This window comes from Mesorhizobium sp. B4-1-4 (assembly GCF_006439395.2).
Lineage (GTDB): Bacteria > Pseudomonadota > Alphaproteobacteria > Rhizobiales > Rhizobiaceae > Mesorhizobium.
The window spans coordinates 1,280,735-1,298,952 of sequence record NZ_CP083950.1 but is presented as its reverse complement, the minus strand read 5'-3'; the positions used below and the strand labels follow the sequence as shown (position 1 = coordinate 1,298,952).

The window sequence follows — 18,218 nt, the reverse complement described above, 5'->3', positions numbered from 1 at the left end:
GCCATAGGGCCACGCGGAAGTGCTGGCCTGTTCTTTTACCACAAAGAGGGCATCACGGCAGGTCGTACCGGCCCCCTCTGTCGCCTTCGGCGACATCTCCCCCTCGAGGGGGGAGATCAGCGCGTCATCCGAACTTGCCCGTCCTCGGGAATCCCTTTGGCACCATGCGCCCGGCCGACGCACGGGCGCCGATCCATTCGGCCAGTTCCTCGCGCGAACGGGTGAAGGTGCGGTCAGCCGAATCCTGCCAGGACAAGCCGGTCTCCAGCGTGAACGGCTTGAGGTCGAGCAAGCCGCCATCCTTGTATTTCTGCAACCGCACGCCCTTGCCGCGGCCCATCTCCGGAATCTCGGAGAGCGGGAACACCAGCATCTTGCGGTTCTCACCGACGATAGCCAGGTGATCGCCGGTGACCGGCACGCAGCGCTTGGCCTCGTCTGGCGCCTTGACGTTCATCACCTGCTTGCCCTTGCGGGTGTTGGCGACGACTTCCTCCTCCGGCACGATGAAGCCGTTGGCCTCGAACGAGGCCAGCAGCAGCTTGCGCTTCGGATCGTGGACGAAGGCGGTGACGATGTCCTGGTCGTTGTCCATATCGACGATGATGCGGATCGGCTCGCCGTGACCGCGCCCGCCCGGCAGCCGATCGGCACCGATCGTGTAGAACTTGCCGCCGGTTGTGAAGACCAGCACCTTGTCAGTGGTCTGGGCATGGAAGGCGAGCTTGAGGCTGTCGCCTTCCTTGAATGTCAGCGTCGAAAGGTCGGCCAGATGACCCTTCATCGCCCGCAGCCAGCCCTTCTCCGAAACCACCACGGTGACCGGTTCGCGCTCGATCATGGCGTGCGCGATGTCGGTCAGGTCGTGCTCGGGCGCATCGGCGAACTGGGTGCGCCGCTTGCCGAGGTCGGTCTCCGGGCCGAATTTTTCACGCAGATTGGCGACTTCCCACTTGATCGTCGACCACTGCTTCGCATCGGACGCCAGCAGCGCCTCGATCTGCTTCTTCTCGGCGCTCAGGCCGTCGAATTCCTTGCGGATTTCGAATTCTTCCAGCTTGCGCAAAGCGCGCAGGCGCATGTTGAGGATGGCTTCAGCCTGCGTGTCGGTGAGCGACCAGCGGGCCATCATCACCTGCTTGGGCTCATCCTCCTCGCGGATGATCTTGATCACCTCGTCGATGTTGAGATAGGCGATCAGGTAACCGGCAAGGATCTCCAGCCGTCTTTCGATCTCGCCCAGGCGATGCCTCGAGCGACGGACGAGCACGTCGCGACGGTGGTCGAGCCATTCCTGCAGCACGCCCTTCAGCGACAGCACATTGGGCACCTTGCCGCGCGACAGCACGTTCATGTTGAGGGGGAACCGGCTTTCGAGCTCGGTGAGCTTGAACAGCGATTCCATCAGGATGCCCGGATCGACGGAACGGCTCTTCGGCACCAGCACGACGCGGATGTCCTCGGCACTTTCGTCCCTGACATCCTCCAGCAGCGGCAGTTTGCGGGCCATTAACAGCTCGGCGATCTTCTCGATCAGCCGGGCCTTTTGCACGCCATAAGGAATTTCGGTGACGACGATGCTCCAGGTGCCCCTGCCCTGGTCCTCCTGGCTCCATTTCGACCTGACACGAAAGCCGCCGCGGCCGGTCTCGTAGGCTTCCAGGATGGAGGCGCGGCTGTCGACGATAATGCCGCCGGTCGGGAAATCCGGGCCCTGGACGAAATCCATCAGCTTTGCCACCGGCGCGTCCCGGTGCTCGATCAGGTGCAGTGCGGCGTCGCAGAGTTCGGACGCGTTGTGCGGCGGGATCGATGTCGCCATGCCAACCGCGATGCCGGACGAGCCGTTGGCGAGCAGATTGGGAAAGGCGCCGGGCAGCACCACCGGCTCCTCGTCTTCCTCATTATAGGTCGGCCGATAATCGACGGCATCATCGGTGATGCCGGCGAGAAGTTCGGTCGCGACGTCCGTCATGCGCGCTTCGGTGTAGCGCATGGCGGCTGCGTTATCGCCGTCGATGTTGCCGAAATTGCCCTGGCCGTCGACCAGCGGATAGCGCATCGAAAAATCCTGCGCCAGCCGCACCAGCGCGTCATAGATCGACTGGTCGCCATGGGGATGGAACTTGCCCATCACCTCGCCGACGATACGGGCGCATTTGGCGAAGCCCTGGTCGGGATTGAGGCGCAGCAGCCGCATGGCGTGCATGATCCGGCGGTGGACCGGCTTCAGTCCGTCGCGCACGTCGGGCAGCGCCCGATGCATGATGGTCGACAGCGCATAGGCGAGATAGCGCTCTTCCAGCGCCTTCTTCAGATCGACCGGTTCAATGTTGTCGCCGCCACCATCTTCAGGTGGCAAAAGCCTTTTTCCCATGTGCTGGAACTAGCCGAGCGGGTGATTCGCGGCAAGAGGCGCGAACCGCGCCGACCGCCTTGCGCGCTTTCTGCAACACGGGACGGCAACGGCGGGCTTGCCGACCAACATCAATCTGTTACATGCCGCATCTATTGCGAAGCGCGATGATACCGGGTGGCCCGATCTTCATGCCAAATTCACTGCTTTGTCGGATGACGTCGGAGGCAGGTTTGCCTTTCGCCGTGATTTTTGACCATTGTGGCGGGAGATGCCTTTTTCCGGACCAGTTCGTCACGGAATGGTGATGGCGCAAAGAATTGAAAAATAATTTCAGGATCTCAGGGAACTCCGCGATGACAATCAGACGCCCAACTCTCCGGAAATTCGCTCTTTCGACCTTCTTGCTCACACTGCCGCTGAATGCGGCCCTTGCCCAGGACACGGCGGTCGCCGATCGGCTGAAGGCGGCGCTGGCCGCCCAGGGCATCGACATCTCCTGGACCGGCGTGACCGGCGACAACACCAGCATGGTGTTGCAAGGCGTGTCGGTAAAGCCGGCGGCGGAAAAGGAGCCCCTCACCATCGGTGACGTCAAACTCGAAGGCATTACCGCGGCGAATGGTGGCTTTGACATCGCCACCGTTTCGACATCGGCCTTCGAACACAGCAAGGACGGCGTCACCCTCGATCTCAGCCCCTTCGTCATCCATGACATGGCGGTTCCCGCCGACGGCGCAACGGGCCCGCTCGGCTCCCTGATGATGTACAAGTCCGCCGAACTTTCGAACATGACGGTCAAGGTCGCCGACAAGACCGCCTTCTCGATGGACGGGCTCGCCATCGAGATCACGCCACCGGCCGACGGCAAGGCTATGGAATTCACCGGCACCACGGAAAAGTTCCACGCGGATCTGACGCTGGTCGATGACCCCAAGTCGAAAGAGGTGATCGATGCGCTTGGCTACCAGAACATCTCGGGCAATTTCGAGATGGCTGGCACCTGGCAGCCAACCGACGGCAAGATGGAACTGTCGAAATACGACATCTCCGTCGAGAATGCCGGCACGCTCGGCATGACCTTCAACCTCGGCGGCTACACGCTGGACTTCATCAAGTCACTGCAGGAGATGCAGAAGAAGATGGCGGCACAGCCCCAAGGCGCCGACAATTCCGCGCAAGGCATGGCCATGCTCGGCCTCTTGCAGCAGCTTTCGTTCAACAGCGCCTCGATTCGTTTCGACGACGATTCGCTGACCGGCAAGGTGCTGGACTATGTCGGCAAGCAGCAAGGCATGTCGGCCAAGGACGTCGCCAACCAGGCCAAGGCGATCGTGCCGTTCGGCATGGCGCAGCTCAACAATCCCGAATTGACGGCGCAGGTTACGGCAGCGGTCAGCAAATATCTCGACGACCCCAAGAGCCTCGAAATCTCGGCCGAACCGCCGGCATCGGTGCCGTTCGCGCTGATCATGGCGGGCGCCATGTCCAACCCCCTCGACCTGCCGAAGACGCTCGGCGTGGCCGTCAAGGCCAACGAGGACTGATCGAATTAGCTATCTTCTCCCCGTCACTATACGGGGAGAAGGTGCCGGCAGGCGGATGAGGGGCAGCGCCTACGCTTGCGAATATGAATTCGATTCTGAAATGAAACGATTGCCTGTCAAAAGGCCTCAGCTGCTACGACCGCTCGCAAATCGCCAGCATCCGCGCTGCCCCTCATTGTCCTGCCGGACATTTCTCCCCGTATAGTGACGGAGAGAAGGCAGTTGCAACGCTGCCGTCAGTCCTTCTTCACCGCCGCGACACGCAGGGCCAGTTCGCGAAGCTGCTGCGGCGTGGCTTCCGAGGGCGCGTTCATCAACAGGTCATAGGCCTGCTGGTTCATCGGGAACATGGTGATCTCGCGCAGGTTCTTGGCGCCTACCAGCAGCATGACGACGCGGTCGACACCGGCGGCCATGCCGCCATGCGGCGGCGCGCCGTACTGGAAGGCGCGGTAAAGGCCGCCGAAGCGCTCTTCCACCGTGGCGCGGTCCAGCCCGACGGTCTCGAACGCCTTGACCATGGTTTCAGGCAGATGGTTGCGGATGCCACCGCTGGCGATCTCAAAGCCATTGCAGACCATGTCGTACTGGAAGGCCTTAATGCCGAGCAGATCCTCGCCGTTCAGCGCATCGATGCCGCCCTGCGGCATCGAAAACGGATTGTGGGCGAAGTCGATCTTCTTCTCGTCCTCGTTCCATTCGAAAAACGGGAAATCGACGATCCAGCACAGTTCGAAGCGCTCGCGGTCGACGAGGTTCAACTCTTCGCCGGCGCGGGTGCGTGCCGCTCCGGCAAAGGAAACGAACTTCTTCGGATCACCGGCGACGAAGAAGGCGGCATCGCCATCGGCGAGGCCGAGCTGCTGGCGGATCGCCTCGGTGCGCTCCTCGCCGATGTTCTTGGCGAGCGGGCCGGCGCCTTCAAGCTTTTCACCCTCCTTGCGCCAGAAGATGTAGCCCAGCCCCGGCTGGCCCTCGCCTTGCGCCCAGGAATTCATGCGGTCGCAGAAGGCGCGGCTGCCGCCGGTCTTTGCCGGAATGCCCCAGACCTCGGCCTTCGGGTCGTTGGCCAGGATGTTGGCGAACACCTTGAAGCCGGAATTGCGGAAGTGATCGGAGACGGCCTGCATCTCGATCGGGTTGCGCAGGTCCGGCTTGTCGGAGCCGTATTTGCGCATGGCGACATCATAGGGAATGCGCTGGAATTTCTGTGTCACGGGCTTGCCGTTGGCGAAGGTCTCGAAGACGCCCCGCATAACCGGCTCCATGGTCGACAGCACGTCATCCTGCTCGACGAAGCTCATTTCGAGGTCGAGCTGGTAGAATTCACCGGGCAGACGGTCGGCGCGCGGGTCCTCATCGCGGAAGCAGGGCGCGATCTGGAAATAGCGGTCGAAGCCCGACACCATGATCAACTGCTTGTACTGCTGCGGCGCCTGCGGCAGGGCGTAGAACGTGCCGGGATGGATACGCGACGGCACCAGGAAGTCACGCGCGCCTTCCGGCGAGGAGGCGGTGAGAATCGGCGTCGAGAACTCGGTGAAGCCGACATCGGTCATCCGCTTGCGCATCTCGGCGATGATCTTGGTCCGCGCCACGATGTTCCTGTGCAGCGTCTCCCGCCGCAGATCGAGGAAGCGATACTTAAGCCTGATGTCCTCGGGATAATCCGGCTCGCCGAACACCGGCAGCGGCAATTCCTTGGCCGCCGACAGCACCTCGATCTCGCGGGCGAAAATCTCGATCTCTCCCGTCGGCAGGTTGGCGTTGACGGTCTCGGGTAAGCGTGCCTTGACCTCGCCATCGACGCGGATGACCCACTCGCCACGCAAGGTCTCGGCGACCTTGAAGGCAGGCGAATCGGGATCGGCGACGATCTGGGTCAAACCATAGTGGTCGCGCAAATCGATGAAGAGCAGGCCGCCATGGTCGCGCACGCGATGCACCCAGCCCGACAGGCGTACGGAATTGCCCACATCGCTCTTTCTTAACTGGGCACAGGTATGGCTGCGGTAGCGGTGCATGGTCATTGGTAAAGTCCGGATGCTGGGTGCGGGCCGAGGCCCGGCTCGAAATTGGCGCGAAAAGCGCATGAGAGGCCGGCTTTGTCAAGGCAAGCGGATGGCTTTGGGCCATTGCCGGACCTCGAGCGGCATTGCCTGAAATATCGAAGGGTTCGTCGCGTATGCGGCATCGGTGAAGACGCTGAATGTCGACACAGATTGAGTGACCGCCTCCCGGCAGACAATCAATTTGGCGGGGAATGTTCCTGCGGTCAAGGCTGTCGCTTCGCCGCTCTGTTGTGCATTTCGGCCAGTTTTCGCTCGGCCGACTGGGAAAAACGGCGATTCCGGCGGCCCAGCCGCGTCACGACGCCAATGCCGACGCTTGACGAAAGCCTTCCCGGCTGAAATCTAGGAATACCCTACTCCTGCCAAAAGCGATTTGATGCACGTCATCACCACCCAGAAAGAACTCGAGACCGTTCTCGCCGCTTTCGAAAAGTCGAAATTCGTCACCGTCGACACCGAATTCATTCGCGAAACGACCTTCTGGCCAATCCTGTGCCTCATCCAGATGGCGGCCCCCGGCGTGACGGCGCTGATCGATCCGCTTTCGCCCGACATAAACCTCACCCCGTTCTTCAGGCTGATGGCCAACGAGGCGGTGGTCAAAGTCTTCCATGCCGCCCGACAGGACATCGAAATCATCGTCCATCTCGGCGGCCTCGTCCCACATCCGGTGTTTGACACACAGGTCGCGGCGATGGTCTGCGGCTTCGGCGACAGTGTTTCCTACGACCAGCTCGTGCAGCGCATTACGGGCGCGAGGCTCGACAAGTCGTCGCGTTTCACCGACTGGCGCCACCGGCCGCTTTCCGACAAGCAGCTCGACTATGCGCTGGCCGACGTCACCCATTTGATCGAGGTCTATCAGCACCTCAGCGCCGAGCTGGCGCGGGAAAACCGCGCCCACTGGCTGAATGAGGAAATGGACATCCTGACCTCGCGCGAGACCTATGATCCGCATCCCGAAGACGCCTGGAAGCGGCTGAAGATGCGGCTGCGCAAGCCGCAGGAGCTGGCGATCGTGCAGGCCGTGGCGGCATGGCGCGAACGCGAGGCCAGGGAACGCGACGTGCCGCGTGGCCGCGTGCTCAAGGACGATGCGATCTACGAGGTGGCGCAGCAGGCGCCGCGCGATGCGGCGGCCCTTGCCAAGCTGCGCACCACGCCCAAGGGCTGGGAACGCTCCTCGACGGCGACAGCCCTGCTTGGCGCGATCAATATGGCACTGGCCTTGCCCAAGGAGCAGATGCCGAAACTGCCGAAGAATTTTCAGCCCCCCGAAGGCTCAAGTGCCGCGGCCGAACTGTTGAAAGTACTGCTCAGGATCGTTGCCGAAAAGCAGGGCGTGGCCTCGAAAGTGCTGGCCTCCAGCGACGATATCGACCGCATCGCGGCCGAGGGGGACGACGCCGACGTGCCGGCCCTGCAGGGGTGGCGACGGGCCGTCTTCGGTGAACAGGCGCTGAAGCTTGTGCGTGGGGAGATTGGCATCAAGTTCGACAAGCGCAAGATCGCTGTGTTCGATCTGTAGGCGGCTGCCGGCGCGGCTCAAACCACTTGCAGCAGGTGCAGGGCGAACCAGATCCACCCCAGCAAAAGAACCACCGCCCCGAGGACGAAAGAACGGTTGCGCAGCAGCAGGTTGTTGCCCGTCAGGTGGATCCCGGCGTGGACATAGCGCGTCAGGACGAAAATCCACATCAGCGCCAGCGTAAGATAGTTGACGCCATTGGTCAGGTGCAACGCCAGGCACAGCACATAGAACAGCACCGGCAATTCGAATTGGTTGATGAGATTGCTGGCAACGGTGACGCTGGAGGCTGGTTCGGTCGAGCGCACCTTGTATTGGCCGGCCTTGGCTTCACCCGACTTGACGGCAAAATATCTGCGCCGGCCGAGGACCGCGTAAACGATATAGACCAGCAGCACGTGCGCAAGCATCGGCCAGAAGATCGCCGTCTGGTTCATAAAGTGGTCCCTGCGCTGTTCGGCATCAATTCTGGCGTCATCAATCCTGGCGTCTCAGGCCCGCCACCCAAAAAACGGCAATTATGGTAACCGGGACGGCGAGAAGCGCGAATTTGGTGACGATCAGCGCCGACGCGAAAGCCAGCGAATCCGGGTTGGCGTATAGGAAGTCAGACAGAAGCCGCGCCACAGCGATGTTCTGGGCATAGTCGGCGATCGTGTAGGGCAGCACCAGGACCAGCGCGAAGATCGACTGCACCTGCCCTGGCAGCACGCGGAAATTCTTCAGGCGGCGACCGGTTGCCAGGGTCAGACTGACCAGCGTCAGCGACAACAGCGCCGGAAACAAGAGGTCGAAGGTCAGATAGTGCCAGACCAGAATGATCTCGCCGCCGCGCCGGCCGAGCGCCGTCAGCCAGGCCATGCCTTCATCGGGCGTAAAACCGAAATAGCGCATGTCGAGCGAAGGCAGGCCGCCGCTCAACTGGCGGAAATAAAAGAATTCCAGCACCGTCATGAGGATGAGAACCGCCGCCGACAGGAAACAGAGGGCGGCAGCGTGACGTGACAGCCGCAGGACCGCCGCCGTCAGGCTTCGCCCGATACCGTCGGAATCAGGCTCCGCCGGGATAGTTCGGGCTTTCGCGGGTAATCGTGACGTCATGGGCGTGGCTTTCACGAAGTCCGGCGTTGGATATGCGCACAAAGGTGGCGCGTTCGCGGAAATCGGCAAGATCGCGACCGCCAACATAACCCATAGCGGCTTTCAGGCCGCCCGCAAGCTGGTGCAGCACGCCAGACACAGGTCCTTTGTAAGGGACCTGGCCTTCAATGCCTTCCGGGACCAGTTTCAGCGTATCGCGCACCTCGGCCTGGAAGTAGCGGTCGGCGGAGCCGCGCGCCATTGCGCCGACAGAACCCATGCCGCGATAGGCCTTGAAGGAGCGGCCCTGGTGCAGATAGACCTCGCCCGGGCTTTCATCGGTTCCGGCCAGCAGCGAGCCTATCATGGCGGCACTGGCGCCGGCCGCGAGCGCCTTCGCGAGATCGCCGGAATATTTGATGCCGCCGTCGGCAATGACCGAGGCACCCGATTTGTGCGCCGTCTCGACCGCCGACATGATGGCCGAAAGCTGCGGCACGCCGACACCGGCAACGATGCGGGTGGTGCAGATCGAGCCCGGGCCGATGCCGACCTTGACGGCGTCGGCGCCAGCATCGATCAGGGCCTGCGTGCCTTCGGCGGTGGCGACATTGCCGGCCAGGATGCGAACCGAGTTGGAGAGTTTCTTGGCGCGCGTGACCGCATCCAGCACGCGCTGCGAGTGGCCATGCGCGGTATCGATCACCAGAAGGTCGACGCCGGCCTCGATGAGGCGTTCGGCGCGCTCGAAGCCGTCGTCGCCGACGCTGGTGGCGGCCGCCGCGCGCAGGCGACCCTGCGCGTCCTTGGTGGCGTGGGGGTTCAGCTGCGACTTCTCGATGTCCTTGACGGTGATCAGGCCGACGCAATTTCCTGACTTGTCGACCACGACGAGCTTTTCGATCCGGTGCTGGTGGAGGAGCCGCTTGGCTTCGTCCTGGTCGACATTCTCCTTGACCGTGATCAGGTTCTCACGGGTCATCAGTTCGTAGACCTTCTGCCCCGGATCGGAGGCAAAGCGCACGTCGCGATTGGTCAGGATGCCGACCAATCGGCCGGTCTTGTGGCCGCCAGTGCCGCCATTCTCGACCACCGGTATGCCGGAGATCGAGTAGGTGCGCATCAGGGACAGCGCATCGGCAAGCGTGGCGTCGGGGCCGATGGTGACCGGGTTGACCACCATGCCGGACTCGAATTTCTTGACCTGCCGCACCTGTTCGGCCTGCTCTGCCGGCGAAAAATTACGGTGGATGACGCCGATGCCGCCGGCCTGGGCCATGGCGATGGCCAGGCGCGCTTCGGTGACGGTGTCCATCGCCGCCGACAGGATCGGCACGTTGAGATCGATGTCGCCGGCGATGCGGGTGCGGATGTCGGTCTGGCCGGGCATGATCTCGGAATGGCCGGGCTGCAACAGCACGTCGTCAAAGGTCAGCGCCAGCGCGCCGGTGGACGTTTCGATGATCTTTGCCATAGCCAGCCCTTTGAATGCGGAAAAAGCGCTGGACCGGAATGGGCAGCGCCGACTCTTATCTTCCCTTTCAGGATTGGCGCTGGCTGGTAACACGTCGCGGCGCCGATGAAAAGCCGATCGTTGCGGCGTTCCGCGTTCTAGTCGCCAGACTTCCCCGCCAGAGCATCAAGCAATGCATGACGTGGCGCTGCAAAAGGACTGACGACAGTGACCCCGCCCCATGTGAAGCCGTCTTGCAGATCTTCCGAGACCAGCAGCCGACAACCAGCTTGCGAGGCCGTGGAGAGAATGACCGAGTCCCAAATGCTGAATCGGTGATCGGCAGCCAGATCAGCGGCCATCATCATCACATCTTGTGTCGTCGCGGCAACGGAGAATGCGTCGCTCCAGCTCAGAAGGGCATCCCGTGCCTCCACGGGCGGTCTTCCTGCCTTGCGGACCAAAACGTTGAACAGTTCACCAAGAACCTGAACAGGAATAACGGCGCCATCTTGCCGGACATTGCGCAGCAATTCGAGAACGATGTCGCGCTTCTCCGCACCGTTCACCCCTTCCGCGTAAGCAAGGACATTGGTATCGAGCGCGATCTTCAATGCTCGTCCTCGTAGAGTTCATCGCGCGTCCACCGCCCGGCATCCATGACAGGCTGGCGCTCAAGGCGCGACAACAACGCCGCGCGCGATCGGGCAGCCACACCCTTCTGATGATCCGCGGGCACGATCCGAGCGACCGGACGCCCGTGACTGGTCACCACGTAGCTTTGTCCTTCGCGAACGCCGCGCAGCAGGAGAGAAAACCTGCGATTGGCATCGGCTGCCGAAACAGCTTTGTCCATGATAATGTCCCATAGTAGTTATATTCACTACAATAATGATGTGTACCGCTCCCTGCAAGGTGTCCGCTTGCCTGGCACGGATATGATCTCAGCCGGCATGGGCATGTCAAAGCGAAAGTCCGCATCCTTGCGGTCGCACAAAAGTGACAGCAAATTAACACGACATCGGTGCCCGGCCGTGATAACCGCCCCTCGTATCGGCTCGCCCCCGGCCGGAAAGAGAATTTGAAACGGGCACGCTCGTGAATCGCACCATTCCGCTCATCCTGGCGGTCGCACTTTTCATGGAAAACATGGATTCGACCGTGATCGCGACGTCGCTGCCGGCGATCGCCATCGACATCCATACCAGCCCTATCGCGCTCAAGCTGGCGCTGACCGCCTATCTGGTGTCGCTGGCGATCTTCATTCCGATCAGCGGCTGGATGGCCGACCGCTTCGGCGCCAAGAATATCTTCCGCGCCGCGATCGCGGTCTTCATCGCCGGTTCGGTCGCCTGCGCCTTCTCAGGTTCGCTGCCGGCCTTCGTTGTGTCACGCTTCCTGCAAGGCATCGGCGGCGCCATGATGACGCCGGTCGGGCGCCTAGTTCTGGTGCGTGCGACGCCCAAGAGCGAACTGGTCGCGGCCATGTCGTGGCTGACCATTCCCGCGCTGGTCGGCCCGCTGGTGGGCCCGCCGATCGGCGGCTTCATCACCACCTACTTCACCTGGCACTGGATCTTCCTGATCAACGTGCCGATCGGCCTGATCGGCATCTGGCTGGCCACCCGCTTCCTGCCCCAGACCGAATCCATGGAGACGCCGCCGCTCGATTTCACCGGCTTCGTGCTCAGCGGGTTGGCGGCATCCGGGATCGTGTTCGGCCTGTCGGTGGTCAGCCTGCCCTATTTGCCGCCGGCGACCGGCTTCATCACCGTGGCCGTCGGGCTGGTGTCGGGCGCGCTCTACCTGATGCATGCGCGCCGCGCCAAAAACCCGCTGCTGGCGCTCGAACTGTTCCGCAACCAGGTGTTCCGATCCTCCGTGCTCGGCGGCTCGCTGTTCCGCATCGGCATCGGCGCGGTGCCGTTTCTTTTGCCGCTGATGTTCCAGATCGGCTTCGGGCTGACGCCGTTCCAGTCCGGCATGATCACTTTCGTCTCGGCAATCGGCGCCATCGGCATGAAATTCGTCACCGCGCTGATTTTCCGCGTCGTCGGCTTCCGCCGCGTTTTGATCGTGGGCTCGCTGGTCGCCGCCGGATCGATCGCCATCAACGGCCTGTTCACGCCCGACACGCCCTACCTGCTGATGCTGTCCGTGCTTCTGGTCGGCGGCTTCATCCGCTCGATGTTCTTCACCGGCGTCAATGCGCTGTCCTATGCCGAGGTTTCGGCCGAGGACACCAGCAAGGCGACGCCGATCACCGCCGTGTTCCAGCAACTGTCGATCGCGCTTGGCGTGGCGGTGGCCGGCGGCATATTGGAAGTGTCGACGAGCGTCCATGGCGGACCGCTGACGCTGACGGATTTCCACACCGCCTTCTACATCGTCGCCGCGATTTCGGCCGCCGCATCACTATCGTTCATGCGGCTGGCGCCCGACGCCGGCAACGCCGTGTCGGGCCATGGGCGGTTGACGGCACCCAAGACGCTGGAACCGGCGAGGTCGCCGGGGGAGTGAGGCAGCCCTTTTCTTCTTCCCTTGCGGGAGAAGGTGGATCGGCGCGCAGCGCCGAGACGGTTGAGGGGTGTTCCAGCGGAGCGAGACGGTGTTCCTTGGAACACCCCTCATCCGTCGCCTTTGACGCCACTTTCTCCCACAAGGGGAGAAGGAAGGGAGCGCCCCTTAAAATCCTTCGCCAGCAAATAGAGTTCGACCGACTCATCGCGCGAAGCCGGCGGTTTGACGTGGTGGACGGAGCGGAAATTCTTCTTGAGCATCGACAGCAGCTCGTTTTCTGCGCCGCCCTGAAAAGTCTTGGCGAGGAAATGTCCGCCCGGCTTCAGCACGGACAGCGCGAAATCGGCCGCCACCTCGCAAAGATGCATGGTGCGGATGTGGTCGGTCCGCTTGTGGCCGGTGGTCGGAGCCGCCATGTCGGACAGCACGACATCGGGATCGCCCCCCAGCGCTTCGGCCAGCTTGCGCGGCGCATCCGCATCGAGGAAATCCATTAAAAGCACCGGCGCCCCGGACACGGCATCCATTTCCAGATAATCGATGCCGACGACATGTGGATTTTCCGCTGTCGATTTCGTGCGCGCGGCCGCCACCTGGCACCAGCCGCCGGGGGCAGCACCCAGATCGATCACCTTCATGCCGGGCTTCAGGAGATGGTGCTTGTCATCGATCTCGATCAGCTTGTAGGCCGCGCGCGAGCGATAGCCATCAGCCTTCGACCTCTGCACATAGGGATCGTTGATGTGGCGCTGCAGCCAGCGACGCGAGGACTCCTTCAGGCCGCTCTTCTTCTTGATACGCGTCTTCAGCACGCGAATGCCGGCCGTTCCTGGCTTTTCAGGTTTCTTGGTCATCGCTTGATATCTTGTTCGAGCATGATCATGCTCTGCCACGCCCATCATTGCGCCAGACGCCGTCATCGGCCATCAGTTCGCTCAGTATGCCCTCGCGCAGGCCACGGTCGGCGACACGCAGCCGCTCCGACGGCCAGACTGCGCGGATCGCCTCAAGGATGGCGCAGCCGGCCAGCACCAGATCGGCGCGGTCTGCACCGATGCAGGGATTGGCGACACGCTGCTGGAAATCCCAGCCGACCAGTCTCTCCACCATGCGGTCGACGCTGTCGCGGTCCATCCACAGCCCGTCGACCCGGCGGCGATCATAGCGTTCGAGATCGAGGTGGACGCCGGCCAGCGTCGTCACGGTGCCGGAGGTGCCCAGCAGATGGAAGTTCGGGTTGGCCTTGAGGTGGCTTAGCCGGTCGCGGCCATCGAAGGCGGCCAACCGGCCGGCAACGTCATCGACCATGGCCGTGAAAATCTCGCGTGTCACCGTGCGGCCGCCGAAACGTTCGGCCAGCGAGACGACGCCGACCGGCAGCGACGTCCAAGAGACGATATGGTTGGCGAGGCGCGGCGACCGGCGACCGGTGAGATCGATCAGTGCGATTTCGGAAGAGCCGCCGCCAATATCGAACAGGACGACGCCCTGCGTGTCGCGCTCGACCAGCGAGCCGCAGCCGGACACCGCCAGCCGCGCCTCGGTCTGGCGGTCGATGATCTCGAGCTTCACGCCGGCCTCGCGCTCGACGCGTTCCAGGAACTCGACGCCGTTTGCCGCCGAGCGGCAGGCTTCCGTGGCGATCAGCCTTGCCTTCCTGATCTTGCGGCTGCGCAATTTGTCGCCGCAGATCTTCAGCGCCTCGACGGCGCGGTCCATCGCCGGCTGGCTGAGCCGGCCATTGGCAGTGAGCCCTTCGCCCAGCCTGACGATGCGCGAGAAGGCATCGATGACGCGAAACTGGCCATGCCGTGAGGGAACGGCGACCAGCAGCCGGCAATTGTTGGTGCCGAGGTCGAGGGCCGCGAAGACGGGAAGCTCGTGCACCGGCGGCCGGCGGACGCCCTGCTCCGGGCGCGGCGTTGAAGCGACGGGCGAGATCACCGGAGCCGCCTGCTTCGGTTCCATGGCCGAGACAGCGGCTTTGCCTGGCATCAGCGATCGATTGTCTTGGGGGCGCGCTTCGTCGCGCGCAAAAACCTTGCGCCCTCGCCTTCGCTTGCGCCGCTTCTTGGGCTTGCCCTTCTGGTTGCGGGTCGCGTCGCCCGCCGGCTCGTCGGCGGAGCCGAGCTCCGTCGGGCGGCGTTGCTGCCAACCGGCTGTCCCCGAGCCAGATGGCCCTGGGGAAGCGCTTGACGCGCCCACCTCCGGCGCGCCTGCGCCGGTGTCGCGGTCTTCCACTGTCGTTCCTTCCGGCGCCGCGCGAACCGATGACGGACGCAGCAGGCGCTTTGGCATGTTTCAAGTTGCCGCCAGACTAACAGCGGTGCGCCCGATCACCAAGAGCCATGCGCCGAATTTTGCCGGCTGGGCTCCCAAGCCGCCTTCGCGCGTAATGTAGTCGCAAGGCTGGATTGATAGTGCGAGACTGTCGGAGACGATCCCTCCGAAGATCCGATGCCTCACCGCTTGCTGGCACGCTAGCACCGCCTTCGGTGCAGGCGGATCTTGCAGGTGGGTAGCACCGGTAAGCGTTCGCGGTTGAATAGCCGGCTTCAATGAGGCATTTCTGAAATGAACGGAGGAAGCCGGGCAACCGGCCTCCCATCTTCAAGAGAAAAGGAAGCGGACACGCAACGCATGGCAGTCAGGCAATGAACTGGAGACGCTATTTCTGGCCGGTCGTCGGCAGTGCCGCGGTGATCTTCTCGCTGCTGTTGCTCTGGCACGAGCTGCGCGGCATCTCGATCGACGATGTCTGGGACGGGCTTGCCGCCATTCCAACCCGTGGATGGGTCCTGGCGGCGCTCAGTTCCGTCATCGCCTATGCCGCGCTCGCCGGCTACGACCACATCGCGCTCCTGCATATCGGCAAGAAAGTGTCGTGGCTGTTCGTGACGCTCTGCTCCTTCACCACCTACGCGCTTTCGCACAATATCGGCGGTTCGGTGTTCTCCGGCGCCGTCATCCGCTACCGCGCCTATGGCACCAGAGGGCTGACCGGACAGGATGTCGGCGTGCTTGTGGCAATCTGCTGGATCACCTTCGTGCTGTCGACCATCCTGACGGCCGGCCTGGTGCTGGTGTTCGAGCCGCAGATCCTCGACCGGTTTTCCGGCATTGCCCATCATGGCCTGTCGGAAGCGGCCGGCATTGCGATGCTGCTGATCGTCGCCGCCTACATATTCGGCAGCTGGCTGCATCTGCGCCCGCTGAAGATCGCCAGCTTCCAACTGCACTATCCGGCGCTCCCGATCGTCGCCAGGCAGTTGCTGATCGGCCCGATCGAATTGCTCGCCGCCGCCGCAATCATCTTCTTTGCCCTGCCCGAAGCCCATAATCCCGGCTATTTCGTCGTGCTCGGCGTCTTCCTCGTCTCCTTTTCGGTCGCCCAACTCTCGCACGCGCCGGGCGGGCTCGGCGTGTTCGAAGTGGTATTTCTCGCCGGGCTTTCCGACATGGACCCGGTGGGCGTGCTGGCCGCACTGCTGGTGTTCCGGTTGTTTTATCTCATCATCCCGCTGATTCTCGGGCTAGGCATCGTGCTGTTCTTCGAACGCTCGCAATTCAGCCGGACAGAGAGCTGAGGCGCGGCCAGCGGGCTTCTCCTGTTCACGGGCAGAAGCTGCCGGCAGGCTGATGAAGGGCAGCGCAAACTTGTGCGATTGCCCGATTTGTACCGCAGAGCAGGCTTGACTATTTTCCGCTGGCGGCTACAAGGCAGCGCTCAAGCGGCTCAGCCGCTCGGCCGCGCGGTTCATGACCGCACCTGCTGGGGAATAGGTTAACGGTAGACCCACGGACTCTGACTCCGTTAGTCCTGGTTCGAATCCAGGTTCCCCAGCCAAACAAAATCAAGCACTTAGCCAAATCTAGACACGCCGAACAAGCCGCCATGTCGCGTTTGTGTCGCGTCAAGTGCCAAGCAGGGACTTTTCCGCCGCTGCCAGTTCTTCCTGGTCATTGGTGCCGGGGAACAGGTGTCCGTAGGTGTCGGCGGTCATGACGATGCTGGGAATGCCCCATGCGCGCCTGCACCGTCTTGATATCCCTGCCCTGCCCGCCGGTTTTCCTTCGGGTTGAACATGGTCGCGGAAATCATCTATTGCCCGTTGTTTGTTTTCGTCAGTGTTGAAACGAGGCTGGTCGTAAGCCATCATAATAATAGCCCGGAAGCCTGCCTTGCCTGATGCAAATTTGGGATCGTGGCGACTTCAAGAACTGATTGCATCGGGGTGCCGTTCTGCCGAGCAGTGTGCGGCTCCAGCGACCTGCGCACATGCTTCATCTGTGGTCATTGCCGAGACTGAATGGGCCGTCACGCTCGCACAAAGACCAAGCGCAACAACGAGTGGGAATCTACTCAAGATACACCCCTCCCTTTTCCCCAGCAAGCATCGCGCAATCTAGGATTGCACGCAAGCTGCCTTCAGGCCTTGCGGAGCCGCACGCCAGCCCCGCCGCCGTTCTCTGGGATGAACTCGACGCCAGCCGCCTCAAGGGCGCGGCACACTGCTTCGACATTATTCGCCATACCGACAGCCTGGCCGTCGCTGCCCTCCATGCGCTTGACGGTCGGCACAGAAATCTTTGACAGCTCTGCCAATTCCGGTTGTGTCATGCCGACGAGCGTTCGTGCAGCGGCGATTTGTCGGCCTGTCGGCTTATCCATTCGGATCAACTTTATCTAAAAGTGTTGACGTTTGTACCAATGTGATCTATTCGTATCACTGTAATACGAAAACATCAACCTGGAGATCACCATGCCGAACACCCATGTTCCGGCGGCCGGCGAAACTATGCCCGCTGTCGAGGGAATGCACATCATCACCGGGCGATTTTCTCGCCGCCGGCTCCTTGTCGGTCTCACCTCTGTTGCAGCCATGGGAGCAGCTACAACGGCCTTGGCCCTGCCGGCGCCGCTGACCCTGGTCGCGCCCACCAGAGAAAGCACCGAGGCCAAAATACGCCGCATCGAAGCCCTATTGGACACGCTGCCGCCAGAACTGGCCGCCGCCTATCGTGCGCAGCTGCGCAGATGGATTGACCATATAGTATGGATGAACGAGGGCGGCGCTCCCCGTGCTGAAATCCTGGCATACATTCGCGGCCTGAAGGATAACAATGAAGTCTTCGCGCAATTCAAAGCGAAGTTGTCGGGGGCGACCATATGAACGCGCCTGTCAGCCTTCTAAAGCCCTATGGAATGCCCGCTGGGGTAGATCCCCGCACATGGGCGCAGCGAAGTCCAGAAGCGCCTTAACGACCTCCTAGACCGCGCCATGAGCCTCATCACCGCGCCGCTCCACCTCATGGAAGCCGATTGCGATCTGGAAGACGGCGCAGACCATGAGCCATACATGGCGGGCTGGTCTGGCGACAACGACGATCGTGAGGCCGATCACTGCGACCTGGGGGACGACGGCACCGAGGAGCCGACGCTAGGCGCTCCGAACCGCTACCACAATCAAACCCATTGGGCGGACGGCGCGCGTGGCGACCACGAGCGGGAGGTATGCACCGACCGGGAGCGGGATGATGCCGAGATCGATTTTCCCGGCTTTATCGAGGGCGGGCACGGGATCTGAAATCCCCGGTTTTATCAAGGTCTAACGACCGGGAAAGCGAACTAGAAAGGACACTTAGTAACAGTTGATTCAAC

17 protein-coding genes and 1 tRNA gene are annotated in these 18,218 nt (G+C 62.3%); 7 read left to right on the top strand and 11 right to left on the bottom strand.

The features are described from left to right. Positions 1-124: 124 nt before the first annotated feature. Positions 125-2,377: a DNA topoisomerase IV subunit A gene (parC, locus tag FJW03_RS06105; RefSeq protein ID WP_140762867.1), complete on the bottom strand. Its 2,253-nt coding sequence runs from the start codon at positions 2,375-2,377 to the stop codon at positions 125-127. A 335-nt stretch (positions 2,378-2,712) separates the two neighbouring features. On the opposite strand from parC, the gene FJW03_RS06100 reads away from it, so the two are divergent. Continuing rightward, positions 2,713-3,903 (top strand): hypothetical protein, encoded by a 1,191-nt coding sequence (locus FJW03_RS06100; RefSeq protein ID WP_140762870.1) that lies wholly within the window; start codon positions 2,713-2,715, stop codon positions 3,901-3,903. A 236-nt stretch (positions 3,904-4,139) separates the two neighbouring features. On the opposite strand, the gene aspS is transcribed toward FJW03_RS06100, so the two are convergent. Further along, entirely contained in the window at positions 4,140-5,927 is a 1,788-nt protein-coding gene (aspS, locus tag FJW03_RS06095; RefSeq protein WP_181173227.1) for an aspartate--tRNA ligase, read from the bottom strand. A gap of 424 nt (positions 5,928-6,351) precedes the next feature. On the opposite strand from aspS, the gene rnd reads away from it, so the two are divergent. Beyond that, positions 6,352-7,503 (top strand): ribonuclease D, encoded by a 1,152-nt coding sequence (gene rnd, locus FJW03_RS06090; RefSeq protein ID WP_140762876.1) that lies wholly within the window; start codon positions 6,352-6,354, stop codon positions 7,501-7,503. Between the two features lie 17 nt (positions 7,504-7,520). Here the strand turns inward: rnd and FJW03_RS06085 are convergent, their stop codons facing one another. From FJW03_RS06085 to FJW03_RS06065, 5 genes are all read right to left on the bottom strand, one after another. Then, complete coding sequence (locus FJW03_RS06085) at positions 7,521-7,940, bottom strand: MAPEG family protein (protein WP_140762879.1); 420 nt, start codon at positions 7,938-7,940, stop codon at positions 7,521-7,523. Positions 7,941-7,980: 40 nt separating this feature from the next. Then, complete coding sequence (locus tag FJW03_RS06080; RefSeq protein ID WP_140762881.1) at positions 7,981-8,604, bottom strand: hypothetical protein; 624 nt, start codon at positions 8,602-8,604, stop codon at positions 7,981-7,983. Next, positions 8,555-10,057 (bottom strand): IMP dehydrogenase, encoded by a 1,503-nt coding sequence (gene guaB / locus FJW03_RS06075; RefSeq protein WP_140762884.1) that lies wholly within the window; start codon positions 10,055-10,057, stop codon positions 8,555-8,557. The genes FJW03_RS06080 and guaB overlap by 50 nt, the downstream gene beginning before the upstream one ends. 137 nt (positions 10,058-10,194) lie before the next feature. After that, positions 10,195-10,650, bottom strand: coding sequence for a PIN domain-containing protein (locus FJW03_RS06070; protein WP_140762887.1), 456 nt, complete (start codon positions 10,648-10,650; stop codon positions 10,195-10,197). Continuing rightward, entirely contained in the window at positions 10,647-10,892 is a 246-nt protein-coding gene (locus tag FJW03_RS06065) for a type II toxin-antitoxin system Phd/YefM family antitoxin (protein ID WP_140762890.1), read from the bottom strand. The genes FJW03_RS06070 and FJW03_RS06065 overlap by 4 nt, the downstream gene beginning before the upstream one ends. Before the next feature lie 242 nt (positions 10,893-11,134). Between FJW03_RS06065 and FJW03_RS06060 the strand changes: the two genes are divergently transcribed. Beyond that, positions 11,135-12,556, top strand: a complete 1,422-nt coding sequence (locus FJW03_RS06060) for an MFS transporter (RefSeq protein ID WP_140762893.1) — start codon at positions 11,135-11,137, stop codon at positions 12,554-12,556. Positions 12,557-12,663: 107 nt separating this feature from the next. Here FJW03_RS06060 and FJW03_RS06055 read toward each other — a convergent pair whose 3' ends face one another. Beyond that, on the bottom strand, positions 12,664-13,410 hold the full coding sequence (locus FJW03_RS06055) for an RlmE family RNA methyltransferase (protein ID WP_140762896.1): 747 nt from the start codon (positions 13,408-13,410) through the stop codon (positions 12,664-12,666). Positions 13,411-13,435: 25 nt separating this feature from the next. Next, the gene (locus tag FJW03_RS06050; protein ID WP_413466466.1) at positions 13,436-14,854 is read right to left on the bottom strand and encodes a Ppx/GppA phosphatase family protein; all 1,419 of its coding nucleotides are present in this window, start codon (positions 14,852-14,854) and stop codon (positions 13,436-13,438) included. A gap of 356 nt (positions 14,855-15,210) precedes the next feature. Here FJW03_RS06050 and FJW03_RS06045 point away from each other — a divergent pair, with 356 nt between their 5' ends. Together FJW03_RS06045 and FJW03_RS06040 are read left to right on the top strand one after the other, a co-directional pair. Continuing rightward, positions 15,211-16,143, top strand: coding sequence for a lysylphosphatidylglycerol synthase domain-containing protein (locus FJW03_RS06045; RefSeq protein ID WP_140762899.1), 933 nt, complete (start codon positions 15,211-15,213; stop codon positions 16,141-16,143). 186 nt (positions 16,144-16,329) lie between these two features. After that, positions 16,330-16,403: transfer RNA gene (locus FJW03_RS06040), tRNA-Gln, on the top strand. A 67-nt stretch (positions 16,404-16,470) separates the two neighbouring features. On the opposite strand, the gene FJW03_RS30195 is transcribed toward FJW03_RS06040, so the two are convergent. Both FJW03_RS30195 and FJW03_RS06030 read right to left on the bottom strand, forming a co-directional pair. Next, the gene (locus tag FJW03_RS30195; protein ID WP_319022907.1) at positions 16,471-16,716 is read right to left on the bottom strand and encodes a hypothetical protein; all 246 of its coding nucleotides are present in this window, start codon (positions 16,714-16,716) and stop codon (positions 16,471-16,473) included. Positions 16,717-16,985: 269 nt separating this feature from the next. Beyond that, complete coding sequence (locus tag FJW03_RS06030; protein ID WP_413466465.1) at positions 16,986-17,228, bottom strand: helix-turn-helix domain-containing protein; 243 nt, start codon at positions 17,226-17,228, stop codon at positions 16,986-16,988. A 91-nt stretch (positions 17,229-17,319) separates the two neighbouring features. Here FJW03_RS06030 and FJW03_RS06025 point away from each other — a divergent pair, with 91 nt between their 5' ends. Next, a complete protein-coding gene (locus tag FJW03_RS06025; RefSeq protein WP_140762905.1) occupies positions 17,320-17,730 on the top strand; it encodes a hypothetical protein in 411 nt (136 codons plus the stop codon). Between the two features lie 108 nt (positions 17,731-17,838). Next, positions 17,839-18,144, top strand: a complete 306-nt coding sequence (locus FJW03_RS06020; RefSeq protein WP_140762908.1) for a hypothetical protein — start codon at positions 17,839-17,841, stop codon at positions 18,142-18,144. Positions 18,145-18,218 lie beyond the last annotated feature (74 nt).

Excerpts from the sequence above, each read along its gene's own strand:
- FJW03_RS06045 (WP_140762899.1), top strand. The coding sequence starts at position 15,211 with ATGAACTGGAGACGCTATTTCTGGCCGGTCGTCGGCAGTGCCGCGGTG.
- parC (WP_140762867.1), bottom strand. The coding sequence starts at position 2,377 with ATGGGAAAAAGGCTTTTGCCACCTGAAGATGGTGGCGGCGACAACATT.
- aspS (WP_181173227.1), bottom strand. The coding sequence starts at position 5,927 with ATGCACCGCTACCGCAGCCATACCTGTGCCCAGTTAAGAAAGAGCGAT.
- FJW03_RS06055 (WP_140762896.1), bottom strand. The coding sequence starts at position 13,410 with ATGACCAAGAAACCTGAAAAGCCAGGAACGGCCGGCATTCGCGTGCTG.
- guaB (WP_140762884.1), bottom strand. The coding sequence starts at position 10,057 with ATGGCAAAGATCATCGAAACGTCCACCGGCGCGCTGGCGCTGACCTTT.
- rnd (WP_140762876.1), top strand. The coding sequence starts at position 6,352 with ATGCACGTCATCACCACCCAGAAAGAACTCGAGACCGTTCTCGCCGCT.
- FJW03_RS06065 (WP_140762890.1), bottom strand. The coding sequence starts at position 10,892 with ATGGACAAAGCTGTTTCGGCAGCCGATGCCAATCGCAGGTTTTCTCTC.
- FJW03_RS06025 (WP_140762905.1), top strand. The coding sequence starts at position 17,320 with ATGCCGAACACCCATGTTCCGGCGGCCGGCGAAACTATGCCCGCTGTC.
- FJW03_RS06100 (WP_140762870.1), top strand. The coding sequence starts at position 2,713 with ATGACAATCAGACGCCCAACTCTCCGGAAATTCGCTCTTTCGACCTTC.
- FJW03_RS06080 (WP_140762881.1), bottom strand. The coding sequence starts at position 8,604 with ATGACGTCACGATTACCCGCGAAAGCCCGAACTATCCCGGCGGAGCCT.
- FJW03_RS06030 (WP_413466465.1), bottom strand. The coding sequence starts at position 17,228 with ATGGATAAGCCGACAGGCCGACAAATCGCCGCTGCACGAACGCTCGTC.
- FJW03_RS06020 (WP_140762908.1), top strand. The coding sequence starts at position 17,839 with ATGAGCCTCATCACCGCGCCGCTCCACCTCATGGAAGCCGATTGCGAT.
- FJW03_RS06085 (WP_140762879.1), bottom strand. The coding sequence starts at position 7,940 with ATGAACCAGACGGCGATCTTCTGGCCGATGCTTGCGCACGTGCTGCTG.
- FJW03_RS06050 (WP_413466466.1), bottom strand. The coding sequence starts at position 14,854 with ATGCCAAAGCGCCTGCTGCGTCCGTCATCGGTTCGCGCGGCGCCGGAA.
- FJW03_RS30195 (WP_319022907.1), bottom strand. The coding sequence starts at position 16,716 with ATGATGGCTTACGACCAGCCTCGTTTCAACACTGACGAAAACAAACAA.